Raw genomic sequence first — 16,046 nt, forward strand, 5'->3', positions numbered from 1 at the left:
CCAACAAACATCACGTTTCACACAATTAACAATAGCGCTTACATAAAAGTATCTTCTCATCATTACATTCTATGGTAGGCAACACATATATAGAAATAACACCCTCTGTAAACAGAGGGTGTTGTGTTTTCCTGTTTGTCGCAGGTTTATTGCAGAAATTGCTGAACCGCTTGGTTCACGAGCTTACCGTCAGCGCGGCCTTTTACCTTAGGCATCAAGGCCGTCATTACTTTCCCCATCTCGGCTTTCGAAGAAGCACCGGTTTCCTGGATGGTCTGCTGTACAATAACTTTAATTTCTTCCTCAGAAAGTTGTTCGGGAAGGTACTGAGCGATGATCTCTATTTCTGCTTTAGTGCTTGTCGCAAGTTCATCACGACCGGCTTTTTCAAATTCATGGAGGGCATCTTTTCGCTGTTTGATCTCACGACTCAGAATATCAAGCACTTCGTTGTCGTCCAAATCCCGTTTCAAATCTATTTCAAGATTTTTAATCGTAGAACGAACCATTCGAATGGTGGAGAGTTTGAACTTGTCCTTACTCTTCATTGCTTGCTTCATATCTTCGTTCAATCGTTCGCTCAAATTCATGATTGCTTAGATCCTCCTAGAACTTTCTCTTACGAGCAGCCTCGGACTTTTTCTTGCGCTTTACGCTTGGCTTTTCATAATGCTTGCGTTTCTTCACCTCAGCCAATACGCCATCCTTAGCAATGGAACGTTTAAAGCGACGAAGTGCAGCATCAATTGTCTCGTTTTTGCGAACTTTAGTTTCAGACACCAGTTTTCCCTCCCTCCGACCAGACCGTCCAAGAGCAATAACACGGTTCATCAAATTTTATTATAGGTGAAACGGAAACCAGGTGTCAACCTATAAGAAAAAATGAATACATAAAGGGCCACTTTTCTCCATTCACATCCGTATTACTGAAAAGACAAGCTCTGTCATTTTTTAAGAATGTGAGTCCGAAATACCTGTCAAGGCACCCAATTTGGCGCCGCCCAGTAAGTGATAATGCAGATGCCCCACCGCTTGTCCACTATCCGGGCCACAGTTGTTAATCAACCGATAACCAGACTCGGCGATTCCTAACTTTTTCGCAACCTCAACCGCAACACGATGAATCTCCGCGATAAGTGGAAGATCCTCCTCCGTCACAGCGTTCATCGAAGGAATATATTTTTTGGGAATAATGAGCACGTGTACTGGCGCCGCAGGCTGGATGTCATGAAATGCGAGCACATTGTCGGTTTCCAACACCTTTTTGCTGGGGATGGTTCCATCCACAATTTTCAAAAACAGATCGTCCATTCAAAACCCTCCTTTGGCAGTGAGCCGATCATAAGTAAATAGGCATAAACAGCCCTTGCTCTCGGCATTCAAAGTTATGTATTTCCCACACTGAATAGAAACATATACAGCCATGTTTGGTTATACTTATGTTTCTATATGTATCATAACGGAAAAAGGGTCTTAATACCAGTTTCCCTTACTAACTTCCTCTATAATGGCTTTCACCCCTCCATCAATTTGATCCAGCTGCGCGCGCGAAATACTTATGCGCAAAAACTTCTCTTGTTCCCTATAGCCTGATAAATAAAAGCCCTTGCCAGCTACAACCTGGATGTTCCTCGCGGAAAGACACTGTACCAAGCGTTCCAAATTCACCGTCCGAGGCAGTTTAAACTGCATATAAACTCCTGAAGTTACAGCTGAAGTCTGAACGTATCCGGCCTGATTGTATCGTTCCACAGCCTTATTAAGAGCACGAACGCGCTCCGAATACAGTTTGCATATCGCGTGCTTGTGGCGCTCATACATTCCATTTTTAATATAAATATCAAGCGCCGCCTGAGACAAAATAGACGTGTCGACATATCTTTTATAGGTATTAAACGTCTTCAATAGGGCTTCTGGCAATACCGCAACTCCTAATCGCAAGCCGGGGAAAATGATTTTCGAGAAGCTTTTCAAATAAATAACCTGGTCCGTCTGGTCGTATGCATAAATGGGATCAAACAGATGATCGGCCCCCAAATCTGCCATATAGTCATCTTCTACGATGTACACATCATATTTGGCGGCTAAGGCAGCTATCGCTTTTCGCTCCTCTGTGTTGTAAGAGACTCCTAATGGATTATGATATCTTGACATGGTATAAAAAAACTTGATGCTCTCGTTCTTAAATTGATTCTCCAATTCGTGAAAATCCATACCTTCCGCTGTCCGGACGATGGTACTGACGGGTATGTTCTCTTCCTCCAGAAAACGCAAATATATATCGTAACTTGGCTGCTCGACCAAAACCTTTTCTTTGCCATTGGGAAATGGCATTTTAGCGAGTATCTCCAATGCCTGCTGAACACCCGAAGTAACGATAATCCGATCCACTTTTGCAAACACCTGAGTATCAGCTAAATGGGAAACCAACGTATGACGCAGTGTTTCCAGTCCTTGCGAATCGCCATAAGTGAACAGATGATATTTGTAGGTGTCAATAGCCTGATTCAAACAATGTTGGAAATCCAGATAAGGGAATACATTTAAATCCGGGGAGGCCGAAGCAAAATCAACGAAGTCTTGCATATGGCTATGGTGTAAATCGCCCGAATTTTCCACTACATAGTATCCACTTTGCGGTATGGAATAGATGGCGTGTTTCTTTTCAAGTTCAGCGTATGCCCGCAAAATCGTGCTTTTGCTGCACCTGTATAATTCAGAAGCCTCACGGACCGACGGCAGCTTGTAACCTGATTTATATTGTCCCTCGCGAATTTTAAGTTCTATATCCAATAAAATTGAAACGTATTTTTTCACAATATCCTCCCACCTGCTCTTTACATACTCATTACATGCTCATTTCATTACATGCTTATTCCGTCTTATGTTTCTTTACACGCTAGATGTTACCATGGTTTATGGATAAACAGGATACCTCATTTCATTGAACTGTACTGATACAGTTTTAATTATTGGATCATATTTGGGATGGTTTACGTGAAAAAGAGGCTGTTTCTTCATAATGGAAGAAACAGCCTTGCATGGTGATGATGTATGGATGCGCCTTAAAGTCACTTGTACTGTACAAGAACTGTAGGCGGGAGAGAGCAGAGAATTCACTATATCTGGCGACTAAGGAATTAGGATTAGTAATAAGGCAGCAAGCTAATCGCTGTCAACGCTGCAAGTGGCAGAATCAAACGATTAAAGCGACGGCGTCCGTATGGGAACCCATATGCATAAGCGGGTACTGGATACGGGTACGGATACGGATACGGAGGATAAGACGCATAACCACCATAAGCACGGGAGCCGCAGCCACAATTGTTAGGCGGATAGGGGAGATTAACATTGACATTCTCCATCTCGTCTCCACCCATAGGAACGGCTAAGTATATCTTTTCATCATCCACATGCTCTACAATGCCGTCATACATTGTCCCGTCCTTCACCCATACGCATACATAACGATGCATATGCTTTTGACATAGTGTTTTAGCATCCGTCTGTTCAGGTGCTGTAACTTTTTCGGTTGTCATGCTTTTTTCCATGGTTGTTTCCTCCTAGGCTCTGCATGTATACCGTATGTTATTCAAAAACGGGCCATTTGCTACATCAAATTGGGCGAATTCCGGCTTGCAAAAAAAAGAAGCACCCCGGGAGCTCTTGGCAGAGCCCCTCTGAACGGACGTATGATGGGAAGATTTCTTCCGCAGCATACGTCCGCCGGGGTGCTGTATGATTAACTTGTCGGCTTGGCTGTATTATAACAATAGTTTGAAACTGTATCTGTGACCTGTATCACATTACTTCAAAAAGTTTCCATAACCACACGTGATCCGCCTCCAGCCTGCTCTGCTGGAAGAACAACCAACTTGCGCGGAAGACGGGCCCGTAGTTCAGGCACATGACTAATCACACCAACAGACAATTGATCGTGGTGCAGCTTTTCCAGTGAGGTGATCACCGTGTCAAGCAGCTCAGGGTCCAACGTTCCAAAGCCTTCATCCAGAAAGAAAAATTGCAGAGGGTACTGGCCCCGCAATTGAATTTGAGCCGACAGCGCAAGCGCAAGCGACAAGGAGGTCAGGAACGTTTCGCCACCGGACAAGGTCGATACCGGACGTTTGACCCCACCGTTGGCATCGTCACTAATGACAAAACCACCGCTGGAATCTACCTCTAGCGCGTATCGCTGCTTGGTCAGAAAACGCAGGCGGCGTGAAGCCGATTGACTGACCTGCATGAGCTGCTCCTCAGCAATATATTCAACAAAGGCATTGCCGCGAAAAACAGTCTGGAGCTTGGACATTTTTTCCGCTTCACTACGCAAATGTACACGATTGGACTCCAGCTCCATCCAGCGGACGTGCCGACGCTGCAAGTCCTCTAAATCACGCTCAGCCTTGGCGCGATTTTGAAGCGCCTCTTCATCGCGTGCACGGCAATCACGTAGCTGTGCAGTGGCCGCTTCCCACTGTTCCTCTGTTACCGTTGCTCCATTCAGCTGCTCTTCGACATGCTTTAAGCGGGAAGACATCTCCTTTTCCCGTTCTCGATGTAAACTCACTTCACGCTCATAGCGTGCGGCTTCTTCCGGTCCCAGGCAGCATTCCATAACCTCTGCTTCCGTAGCAAAAGAGGAGGCTTCCAGACGACTGCCCCAACGGGACTCTGCCATCTGACGTCTTTCTTCTGCCGAGTCGGAGGCCTGCCGGGCAATCAGTGAAGCATGAACGGCTTGCTGCTTGCGTTCTTCCGCTTCAGTACGTTGTCGTGCCGCGGCTTCGGCTCCGTTTTTCAGCCCCAACAGTCGCGAGGTCGCTTCTTCCAGCAATGAAGCCGCTTGGCCATCTCCAACCCACTTTCGGAGCTGGGCTAGCTTTTCGCGAAGCGAATCATCTTTGCTTTGGAGCCCTGTACGACGGGCAATAATGATTTTGTCTTCCTCGATGATACTCTGCTGTATCTGTTGAACACGCGCCGCCTTTTCTTCGAGGAAGGTCACACTCGTCTCCAGCCGGGACCGCAGCTCTTCCGCGCGCCCATCGCGCTCCTGCATGGCGCGGTAACGCTCCGCGGCTTCGTCCGGAGCGACATCCGTTAGCTGCGCCGCCCATTCGGCGCGCAGCCCCTCGCTGCGCGTGATGCATGCCTCGCGCTTGCTCTGTGCCTGCGTCAGCGCTACAGCTGCTGCCTCCTGCTCGGCGGCGGCACGGATACGCCGCTGCTGTCCAGCGGCGTCTGCTTCGCGCAGCGCCAGTGCCTCGGCAGGCAGCGCATGCGCACGTGCGGCTAGCTCGGCTGCAGCACGTTCCAGCGCCGCGCAGCGCTCCGCCCATGCTGCGGCACCACGCGGCTCTGCTGGCGCTGCCGCAGGCGTGAAAGGCTCGCCCGTGGCGGCAGCGCCACTGTTTGCGGTGGCGGGCTGCGCCAGCAAGCTGCGTTGCTCGTGCAACTGCTGGCGCAGTGTGAGGCGCAGCTCCTGCAAACCGAGACGCAGGCGTTGCAGCTCATCCGGCGCAGCGGCATCCGCGCTATGCGCCGCGGCAACGGCAGGCGCGGGGTGATGCAGCGAGCCGCACACTGCGCACGGCTCGCCTTCGCGCAACTCGGCAGCGAGATGCTGAGCGAGACGGCCCAGCTCCTCGGCACGGAGCTCGTGACGCAGCTGTTCTTCCTCGGCAGCCAGTGACGACATATCGGCGGTGATTTCTGCCTCCAACGTCAGCAATGCCTCAATGCCATCAGCTGCCTGTGCAGCAAGGGCAGAACGCCGTGCCTCCGTCTCCTGTGTCTCCTGGTCCGTCAGCTTTAGACGTTCGTCAGCTTGCGCAAGCCGTTTCTCCTGAGTCACGTACTCCAGTTCAGCTTCACGCAATTGCTCATTCGCGATTTCCAGCTGTTGCAACCGTTGCACAGCCTCTTGCAGCATACGCCGCTCATCTGCTCGCACTTCATTTTGCTTTAGCTCTTGTTGAAGCTCTTGCTGTCGCTTCAAGCCTCGCGTCTGTAGCTCTTGTTCCTTTGCGAGTCCTTCTGCATGTTCAGCAAGGATTTGTTCGCTATGCCCAAGCTCGGCCGCCAGACGGTCCCGTTCGGTCTGCAACGCTTCCGTATCACGCTCCAGTTGAAGCGCCTGTTCTAGTTGGTCGATCCGAAGCAATAGCTTTGGTTCTTCGGCACTGAGTGCTTGCCGGGCCTGCTCATCTGCTTGCGCAGAGACAAGCGCAGCCTCCTGCGCGGTAGCGGCCAGGACTGCCACTTCTTCGGCAGTCTTATGCCGTTTTTCCGCTTCAGCAATGGCTTCCTTCCAATCCGTCAGCGCAGGCAGCAATGCCTCGGCTGAAGTTGCTTGTCGAAGCTTGTGCTCCAGCAAAGCAATGCCCGGCTCCTGTGCTGCCAACTGCTTCAGCTCTTTCGATCTTTGGCTGAGCTCAATGACTAGCTCACGTGTTTTGTTTAGCGCCTCCGATTCACGTGAGACACGCTCTAGCTCGCGACGCGAAGCTTCTGCATTGGCAATCGCCTCTTTGAGACGCAACTCTACATGTTCAAGTGCTTCAGCACTCGCATCCCCCAGCCCTTGCTGCTCCGCCTCTAATGCTTTCAGTGCGATATCGTTATCTTTCACACGACGGCTTAGCTTCTGTGCAAGTTGATCTCCGTACTTCTCCAGATGGAACAAACGCTGTAGCATCTGTCTGCGTTCACTGCCCTTTAAGGACAAGAATTCCGCAAACTTTCCCTGCGGCAATACGACAGCTCGTGTAAAATCGTCCATTTTCAGGCCGATATACTCCTCCACACAGCGCGTCACATCCTGCACCTTATCGGCAAGCACTTCCTCGCCATCCTCTGTTAACGCAATAAAACGGCTAAGCGTATTATTAACCGATACGCCTCCAGCACGTTTGAAACGTCGTTCTACACGGTAACGACGAGGTCCTTGAGCTGACATTAATTCAAACGTAAATGCAACAGACAACGTATCCTCGGCATGATTCATAATGCCTTGTGTACCATTCACTGCCCGCTCCACTTTACCGTACATAGCCAACGTAATGGCATCCAGCAGCGTTGATTTTCCACTACCCGTTGGGCCAAAAATTCCGAACAACCCAGTTTCGGTCAAATCGTCAAAGCGAATTTCCTGCGACTCCCGGTAGCTTTGCAACCCCGCCAGTTTTAGAAGGATTGGTTTCATGCGTCCTCCTCCTCAGCGTGATCTCTTGCATCATCCTGTTCCACCAGCTCCAGAAATAACTGCACTAATCCGTCATCTGGCTGTGCTCCGCCTGTCTGCCGCTGATAGAATGCCCGGAACAGCTCATGCACTGGCAGTTCTAATCGTTGGTGCTCCAGCTGTGCGGCAGCCATTTCTGGATACATGGGGCGAATATGAATGATACCTTCACGGCTTTTGCGCAGCCGCTGAATATCTCCCATCGACATTGCTTCATCCAGCGTAATTTCCAGATCAATAAAGGCATCGGCATCTAGTTCTTCGTCCAGCCAGCGATATACTTCCTCCAGACCTCCCCGTGCGCGCCACCTCACTAATGGGCGTCCACTGGTAATATACAGTTCCTCGACCTGAGCAGGCTTGCCAGCAACCACGTCAATTAACGTAACCGATTTGGCTTGTCCGGCTTCGGAAAAGCTATAAGCCAGCGGCGAGCCACTATAACGCATCAGCCCGTCTCCTTTCACATATTGGGGACGATGCAAATGTCCTAGAGCCGTATACTGTGCCCCAATGCTCAAAGCAGACGGATCTACGGTATACGCCCCCCCGACCTGAATCGGGCGTTCCGAGTCCGACTCCAGCCCGCCGAGCACATAAATATGGCTCATCGACAAATTAACGGTGTCAGGCCGAAATGCTGTCCCTAGCTGTGACATCAGCAAGCCCACACGGCGACTGTATGCCTCGCGCAAGACTGTTTCATCTCCGTCTTCAGACAATAGCTCGTTCAGACGAGACTCGGAGGGATATGGCAAGGCTGCAATGCATGCCATTTCACCCGTTCGCGGTGTACGAACGTGTACCGCTTCCCCATGGGGCAGTCCCAGCAATGTAATTCCGCGCCCGCTCACCAGTGGTGTGACCGAGGATACCCTTTCCGGCTGATCATGATTGCCCGCAATGACGACTAGTGGTCTTCCTCCAGCCGTAAGACGGGCAGACGTTTCATAAAACAATTGCTCGGCTGCGGCTGAAGGATTGACTGAGTCGTATACGTCTCCAGCCATCATAATCAAATCGGCCTGCTGATCGTCAGCCATTTTCGCTAGTTCTTCCAAAAACGCCTCCTGCTCCTTCAAACGGCTGCGTCCTTCCAACGTGCGACCCAAATGCCAATCACCTGTATGCAAAATCCGCATGTTATTCCTCCTCTCCCTAGCTATATAACTACAGCTGTACACTCTCTCCAGCTTCTAAAAAATACAGCCACTTCTCAGCAACCTTTTTGCCTGTAATTTCTTCGATCACACGGGCATACAGCTCCAATTGAAAACGATATTGGTCTGTTAAATGGGACAGTGTACGATACTCAGATATCCGATCTGTTTTATAATCCACCAGCACGAGTCCTTCGGGAGTTTCAAATAGACAGTCAATAATGCCGTTCATCAGCACTTTATCTCCGTCCTGTCCACCTTCCGAATCTGTTTCTTGTCCTGGTGACATCGATGGTAAGCTGTGGTTCCAGTAATCGTTTGCCCGCATGGTATAAGTAAACGGAAGCTCTCTTTGAACATGCGATGCCCCCAACATTCTGCTACCCAGCTCACTAGTGAAAAAGCGTAATATTTTATTCGTATCTAGCGCCTTTGCATGGACATTCAGTAACATACGCTGATTGAGCAAACGAGCCTTTGTTTCCTCAATAACTTCGGCGCTCATCCCCCCATCTAGTGGCAAATGCAGCATCAACGTATGATAGACCGTTCCTCGTTCCGTTGGAGTCAGTCGCTGATTCCCCATAAACTTAGGTCTGCGCAAGTGTAATTGACTGCCCCCAGTGTGAGAATCCTCCCGATCCTCCGGTAACTCTGCTAGTACGGTGGTAGATAGATTCAACCAGTCGTCCGATCCCATCTCCTGCATTTCCAGCCATCTTTTCATCTCAGTAACCGATGTATTGGCTGCCGTCTTGCCGGCCCGCTCATACGGATAGGTCCAGGAAAGAGCAGCTTCAATGTCCGTTTCACTCTTTTCGTTCAAGTCGATTAGCTCCGCATTTCTCAGTGCTTCTGTCTTCTTTTGGCGCTCTTCGCCCGACACCTCTTCCTCATGATCTGAGTTCACACGAGAGCCGGAAAATGTTTCCGAGGCCACAATTTTAAATAACCAGTCTGTTCCCGGCATATGTTCCAATTTGTGATAGTACCCATCTTGATCACCTGCCGCTTCCCTCAACAAAGTAGCAGAAGGATGCCGAATCAAAGCGGGACCTACCCAGTCCAGATAGCTGCGGCCTGCCGCCAGCATATAGTCTGGTAAGACCGTTTCCGTATGCTCTTTGGCACGTGCCCAACCCGCTGCGCGTGAAGCTAGATCCTTCACGGTTCCGGTCATAATCAGCTTTTCACGCGGCCGTGTAAGCGCCACATATAACACCCGCATTTCCTCAGCCAATAGCTCCAGCTGTGAGCGTCGGCGGATCGCTAAATTGGGCAGCGTAGGGTAGCTGACACGATTTTGTTCCTCCACATATTTAGGACCAAACCCCAACTCCTTGTGCATAAGAAACGGCGCATTGAGATCCTGTTGATTGAACATTTTTGCCGTCCCGGCTATAAACACGATAGGGAATTCAAGTCCTTTACTTTTATGAATGGTCATAATGCGGACAGCTTGATCGGGTTCGGTCCCCCCGCTAATGGATCCTAAATCACCGCCTCGCTCCCGTAGACGGGAAATGAAGGTCAGAAATCGGAACAATCCTCGGTTGGACGTTGAAGTCTCATACTGTCTCGCTCGGTCATATAGCGCCCGCAAATTGCTTTGACGCTGTGAGCCGCCAGGCAGTCCACCGACCCAGTCCAGATACCCTGTTTCCTCCAGCACATTCCAAATCAATGCACTTAAGCTACCTTGTCGGGCTTCCTGCCGCCAGGCTTCCAAATTATGCAAAAATGAACGTAGTCGGGCAGACAACGTATTCCCGTTATTTCTATTACCAAAGTCAGATGAAGATAAAGAGTCCTTAGGGAAAAGATCCAACTCCATGATGTCAGCAGTGGTCCCTTTTTCGCTCTCCTTCAGTGGGTCCGCCTCTGCCGCCGCCAGCAATGCGCCATAAAACAATCCATCCGGCTTTTCCAACCGAATTTGTGCCAGTTCATCTTCGGTCAAGCCGACAATCGGCGAACGAAGCACGGATGCAAGCGGGATGTCCTGCTGTGGATTATCAATAATGTGCAGCAGAGACAACATTACCTCAACTTCCGTTGCTTTAAAAAAGCCTGTCGTCTGCTCCCCGGAGGCCGGAATGCCCTCAAGCCGCAGTTCCTCTACAATTAGGGGGGCCCACACGCTTGCCGAACGAAGCAAAATGACGATATCGCCGTAGATTGCCGGGCGCATCGCTTTTAATCCTCTGTCGTAAATCAACAGTGGTTGTCCGGTATCTCCGGTCAGTTCTTTAATCCGTTGCGCAATCGCACGAGCCTCTAACTGTGCCGTTTCCAGTTCCACAAGCTCAGCCAGCTCACTTTCCTGAAAAACAGATTCGTCCTCCGTTTCGGACAGCTCCGAAGCCTCGGAAAGACCATGGCCACCCTTATCTACTAACAGCAGCTCAGGTGCGTATACAGATGCGGTGTCTTGATCCGACGGGTCGGGATAGGATGCGCCGTGTACCAGCCACGCTCGTTCATCGTACTCAATTTCCGCCACATCCACACTCATAATCTGGCGGAACACCAAATTGACCGCATCGACAACTTCCTCCCGACTGCGGAAATTACGCGCCAAATCAATTAAAAATCCATCTTCCTGCTCCTGCATGCCGTACCGTTGATACTTATTCAAAAACAGACCCGGCTCCGCCAGCCGAAACCGATAAATACTCTGTTTCACATCGCCCACCATAAAACGGTTACCCGGTTCCTCCCGTGATACCAGCCTAACGATATCTTCCTGTACGGTATTCGTATCCTGATATTCATCTAGCAGCACCTCGTCGAATTGCGCCTTGTATTCGAGCGCAGCATCGGAAGGTAGTAGCCTGTACGGAGTAGAATCGGGATGTCGTAATATTTTCAGACAATAATGTTCCAAATCCCCGAAATCCACCAACCCTTTTGACTGCTTGTGCTGTTGAAAACGTTCCCCGAATACAAGCACGGTTTCTACCAGTTCGTTCATCAACGGAGCTGCGGCGTGCAGCTCCTCCCAATAGGCTTCTGCTCTCCTGCCAAACAGGGAAGCCTTCATATCTGTAATCATTTTTTTGGCTGCTTCGCGCAGCGTCTTAACCCGTTCCTGCAATGCAGGCTCAGTCTGATCTTTTTTGACCGGCTTGAGCTTACCGAAGGCAGCTGTCTGAAAATGATCATATAGAGATGCCCACGGCTGTGTCTCCAATTCCTGCAGCATTCCCTTCACCATCGCCGTATCCTCTTGCAGCGTCACTGTATAAGGTGCAGGACCGCCGGGCTGCATAGCAGTTTCATGCGCCTGTTCCAGCAAGCTCGCTGCTCCGCGCAATGAAAGTGCAGCATCCGCCAAAATGCTGCGAACCCAAGGCGTCTCTCCGAGAGCCGCTACATCCTGCACACGAAATGCAGTTGCTGTCTCCCGCAGCCAATGCTCCGGCCAAGGATGACTTTGAGAAAAATCATACAGCCGCTGAACAAGCACATACATCGCATCATCGGTGCGTTCTCCACTAAACCAGTCGACTAGTCTGCGGAATGTACTGCCTTCATCATGAGCCTCATATTTCTCCTCAAACAGTTCTTCTAGAAGCTCCTGGCGCAGCAATTCTGTCTCATGCTCATTCATAATCCGAAAACCAGGATCAAGGGGAATGGCCTGATAATGCCTGCGGATGACCTCCATACAAAATGAGTGAAGCGTCGTAATCGAGGCCCGATTCAGCAACGATAGCTGACGGCGTACATGTTCACTTTCCGGTTCCTGCTCCAATACACGTTCCAACGCTTCGCGTATCCGTTGACGCATTTCGGCGGCGGCTGCCTTCGTAAAGGTCGCTACCAGTAACCGATCCACACTGAAGCCAAGCTGGGGATCGACAATTTTACGAATAATACGCTCTACAAGCACCGCTGTTTTACCAGACCCCGCCGCTGCCGCAACCAGCATGTTGTTACCAGATTCCGAAATGGCACGCCACTGGTCATCGCTCCACATACTGCCTTCCGGCTTCGGTAAACCCTTAATGTTTGACATGCCTATCATTGGTCCATTCCTCCTTTCCCTTCCTGTGTATGACCCAGCAGATTCCAAATCTGATCCTTACCGGGTTTACCCCATTGATTGTAGCCACTGCCCTCCAGACTGTCGTCAAATTGACAAACAGGCTTAAAAGAGCAGAAGGTACATGCCGTCTCTTGCTGGATACGATACGGTTCAATGGCCACATCGCCCTCTGTCATCCGTGTACCAATCGTCCGAATATTATTACGCACCGAAGCTAGCAGGCTGTCCCACTGTTCCGGCGAAGCAACCGAGGCACTGCTATAAAAACTACCGTCTGCTTTCACTGCAACAGGTAAAATAGAAGAATATCCCTTGTCCAATGATGTATCCATCTGCCCAACTACATCCCGATCCGCAAGCAATAATCCTTTCATCTTAAAACGTTTCAAAAGCTCCTGACGGGCCTGTTCTGCGCTAAGACCGTTAGGCGACTGTAACATCGGATTGTGGACGTGAAAATATAGGGTACCCGCTGGATAAGCTGTCTCGCCCAACCATTCCTCCGCCGCATTCAGCAGCACGTCCAGGTACGTGAGCATTTGCAGAGACAAGCCATAGTACACTTCATGCAGCTTGAGATCCTTTTGGCTGGATTTGTAATCGATGACACGCAAAAGTAAACCTTTTTCTCCCTCTGCCACATCCACACGGTCAATCCGTCCGACAATTTCCATCACAACACCGTTATCTAACTGGAAGCTTAATGGAGGAAGCTGCTGACCCGGCCCAAAGTCCAACTCCAGCCCAATCGGCTCAAAGCTACCTCTTCGCGCATGTTCACCTAAGATCAACGAAGCACGGCTCACGATGTCTTTCAATTTACGTAAAATGTAGCCATACCGCTTGGAGCTCATTAAAATTTCGCCTTGCAGACGAGGAGCCAAACGCTCCACTGTACTTTCCGCCTCTTGGCGGCATTCCTCCGTGCTGAGACTGCCCCAGCTGACATTGCGATTACGCAGATTGATCGCCATCTCTCCAAGCGCTGCATGGAATAATTGTCCGATATCCGGGGCCTTCAGGCGATACATTTGACGTTCCTTCAAACGAAGACCATGAGAGGCAAAGTGCGAAAATGGACATGCCACAAAACGTTCCATACGAGATACGCTGGTACGCAGCTTGCTGCCGTACAGACGACGGCTCGTTTCCTTCTGCATTTCGGCATGATTCTCGTAAAAAAGTGAGGTCAACAGCTGACGCAGCTTGTCCTTCTCACGCCCTTGCTGGCTGGCATACCAGTTATATACCTCCCACCAAGGAGATAAAATGTCACCGCCACGTCGCCATTGTCGTAATTGCGCAATAAGCTGCGGCAAAGCCTCGGACGGATGAGAAGCATACTCCCATTGCGTCGTCCAAGCATCCCCAGGCAAAGGGTATCCAGCCAGTGGGCGTTCGTCCAGACTAGGAAACAATTGCCGCACATATCGTACTAACTCAGACGGCAACAATGACTTGCCTTCTTCATCAGTCACGGCATAGCTCATCCACAGGCTTCTACCGGCTGAAGTAAGGGCCGTATAAGCGAGAAAACGTTCGTCCAGCAGACGTCTTGTCATATCCGGCGCCAGCTCTACGCCTCGTTCGTTTAATGCCGTACGCTCCTGCTCATTCAGCACACCGTCCTCATGGAACACAGCCGGCATCACACCTTCGTTCATACCTAGCACAAAAGCATGTTGAATACCGGTCACACGTGTACGATCCGTGTTTCCGACTAGAACCTGATCCAGAGCTGGCGGAACAAGTCCCATACGGAATTCAGCCAATCCCGTTTCCAGCACACCCGCAAACAAAGAGGTATCCAGCCTCTCGTCACCCATCATTTCGACGATTTGATCCAGTAGTTCAAGCACTGCATCCCATACCTGACGATGCTCCTTGGCCTGCTCAGGATTTCCTGCTTCCTCTGCCTGATGAATGAAGGCGTCCAGCTTGTGGCCAATTTCTGCATCCTCCAGTAACAGATATACCGCTTCACACTTCTCAAGTGCAGTTCGTGCCTTGCCCACACGTTTCTCAAACGCACGTAAAGGCGTCACGATTACATCCCGACACAGCTCCATCAAATCCAACGTTTCATCCCGCCTACGGTTCCGTTCCTGCTCCTCCAGCTCCAGTGACAAGCTGGGCACAGCCTGCCACGGGCGACCGTCTGTCCAACGGCTACCTTGTATTCCGCAGGCCAGTACATAGTTTTCCAGACGATCCATCTCCTCGCGGCTCACCCGACCATCCAGCGGCAGGAGAAGATCTGTTTTGACCGCACGGAATACATCCTCATATCGCCAGCGTCGCTGCACGATATCCAGTGAAGCCCGAATCAATTCCACTAAGGGATGATGCAATACACTTCTCCGCTGATCCAGAAATACTGGAACCTCATATTGTTTGAATATCGGTTCCACCCATGACTCATAATCTTCAATATGACGCACAAACAAGGCCATCTCCCGATAACGCGCGCCCTCATCTCGGGCTAAACGACGCATTTCGCGTACAGCCCCTTCCAACTCAGCGCGGCGATTCGCTGCAGCATACAGTTTTATGCCTTCCGGCTGTTCTTCTGTCCACTGCTCTCGTAGCTGCTGCAGCCGCATCCGTTGTTCCTGATTCCGTAACCCTGTACGATATTCAAAGTTAGCCTCCAAATACGCCAACGCCGGACGCTCCTTAAATCTCGGCGGCGGATCAGGGCGAAGTAATTGTGTCTGCGTCTCTATCATTAGCTCGTCTGCCATTCCTTTGAGCTTTACATACGTAGCCGCCGAAGGATGAAACAAATCCAGCTCATGCGGAAGCTGTCCGTTCTCGTAGCTGCGGTTGCAAGTCAGCGCCACCGTCAATGAAGAGGCATGCAGCATAAGCTGCTCCACAACCTTATATTCATGTGGTGTAAACCTACGGTAGCCATCCATCCAAATATCTGCCCCACGCACAAGGGAAGACTCAGCAATCTGTTCTGCCAGCATGCGCAGCGTATCTTCACCATCGATATATTTAAGCGTCAGCTCTCGTTCAAAATCCTCATAGATTAGACTGATATCTTTGAGCTTGCCGCGCAAAATCGGAGTTGACTCTCCTGCAGCGTTCATTCGCTCCAGTTGCTCGGGTACAGACCGAGTATCATTTCCATACTGCTTTAGCTCCGTAAACAATGTATTCAACCGATCCACAAAGCCGAGCTGGTCTCCCGAATCCTTAAACAAATTCAGTTCATCCTTGCGACGACGAATAATTTTATATAAAAGCATCTTCTTGCCTTCTTCCGTTACAGGCACCAGCGCTGAACCCCCAGTTTCCTGCATAACTAAATAGGCAAGACGGTGAAATCCCATCACTTGGGCGCGCACCGACCCCTGAATACCGTTTCCGGCTTCTGTAAGTAACGCATGCTCAGAAGCAAATGACGATTGCTCCGGTACAAGTAACAGCATAGGCTTACCTAGCGGCTCCTCGCGTAACATAGACGTCATTTCATTGCGGATTAACGTACTTTTACCACTCCCAGAGCGGCCAATCAACAAACGGACCGACATGATGCGGCCTCCTTTCCAACGAACAACATTCTATTAAACAGTATAGC

9 protein-coding genes are annotated in these 16,046 nt (G+C 50.3%); all 9 read right to left on the bottom strand.

The annotated features are described in order from the left end of the window. Positions 1–146: 146 nt before the first annotated feature. Positions 147–590, bottom strand: a complete 444-nt coding sequence (locus tag ACYCS5_RS02695; RefSeq protein WP_013311146.1) for a GatB/YqeY domain-containing protein — start codon at positions 588–590, stop codon at positions 147–149. Between the two features lie 16 nt (positions 591–606). Next, a complete protein-coding gene (rpsU, locus tag ACYCS5_RS02700) occupies positions 607–780 on the bottom strand; it encodes a 30S ribosomal protein S21 (RefSeq protein WP_005547957.1) in 174 nt (57 codons plus the stop codon). A gap of 171 nt (positions 781–951) precedes the next feature. After that, the gene (locus tag ACYCS5_RS02705; protein WP_025722131.1) at positions 952–1,311 is read right to left on the bottom strand and encodes a histidine triad nucleotide-binding protein; all 360 of its coding nucleotides are present in this window, start codon (positions 1,309–1,311) and stop codon (positions 952–954) included. 162 nt (positions 1,312–1,473) lie between these two features. Continuing rightward, positions 1,474–2,817 (bottom strand): aminotransferase-like domain-containing protein, encoded by a 1,344-nt coding sequence (locus ACYCS5_RS02710; protein ID WP_459760753.1) that lies wholly within the window; start codon positions 2,815–2,817, stop codon positions 1,474–1,476. A gap of 329 nt (positions 2,818–3,146) precedes the next feature. Continuing rightward, the gene (locus tag ACYCS5_RS02715; protein WP_029517802.1) at positions 3,147–3,551 is read right to left on the bottom strand and encodes a hypothetical protein; all 405 of its coding nucleotides are present in this window, start codon (positions 3,549–3,551) and stop codon (positions 3,147–3,149) included. Positions 3,552–3,811: 260 nt separating this feature from the next. Continuing rightward, entirely contained in the window at positions 3,812–7,207 is a 3,396-nt protein-coding gene (locus ACYCS5_RS02720; RefSeq protein WP_459760754.1) for an AAA family ATPase, read from the bottom strand. Beyond that, complete coding sequence (locus ACYCS5_RS02725; RefSeq protein WP_459760755.1) at positions 7,204–8,388, bottom strand: exonuclease SbcCD subunit D; 1,185 nt, start codon at positions 8,386–8,388, stop codon at positions 7,204–7,206. Before ACYCS5_RS02725 ends, ACYCS5_RS02720 begins: the two co-directional genes overlap by 4 nt. Positions 8,389–8,416: 28 nt before the next feature. Further along, positions 8,417–12,436, bottom strand: a complete 4,020-nt coding sequence (gene addA / locus ACYCS5_RS02730) for a helicase-exonuclease AddAB subunit AddA (RefSeq protein WP_459760756.1) — start codon at positions 12,434–12,436, stop codon at positions 8,417–8,419. Next, positions 12,433–15,999 (bottom strand): helicase-exonuclease AddAB subunit AddB, encoded by a 3,567-nt coding sequence (addB, locus tag ACYCS5_RS02735; RefSeq protein WP_459760757.1) that lies wholly within the window; start codon positions 15,997–15,999, stop codon positions 12,433–12,435. The genes addA and addB overlap by 4 nt, the downstream gene beginning before the upstream one ends. Positions 16,000–16,046 lie beyond the last annotated feature (47 nt).

Source organism: Paenibacillus sp. SEL3, from assembly GCF_054602585.1.

Bases quoted from the DNA above. Each gene is read 5' to 3' on its own strand.
- ACYCS5_RS02695 (WP_013311146.1), bottom strand. From the start codon at position 590: ATGAATTTGAGCGAACGATTGAACGAAGATATGAAGCAAGCAATGAAG.
- ACYCS5_RS02705 (WP_025722131.1), bottom strand. From the start codon at position 1,311: ATGGACGATCTGTTTTTGAAAATTGTGGATGGAACCATCCCCAGCAAA.
- ACYCS5_RS02715 (WP_029517802.1), bottom strand. From the start codon at position 3,551: ATGGAAAAAAGCATGACAACCGAAAAAGTTACAGCACCTGAACAGACG.
- ACYCS5_RS02720 (WP_459760754.1), bottom strand. From the start codon at position 7,207: ATGAAACCAATCCTTCTAAAACTGGCGGGGTTGCAAAGCTACCGGGAG.
- ACYCS5_RS02725 (WP_459760755.1), bottom strand. From the start codon at position 8,388: ATGCGGATTTTGCATACAGGTGATTGGCATTTGGGTCGCACGTTGGAA.
- addA (WP_459760756.1), bottom strand. From the start codon at position 12,436: ATGATAGGCATGTCAAACATTAAGGGTTTACCGAAGCCGGAAGGCAGT.
- addB (WP_459760757.1), bottom strand. From the start codon at position 15,999: ATGTCGGTCCGTTTGTTGATTGGCCGCTCTGGGAGTGGTAAAAGTACG.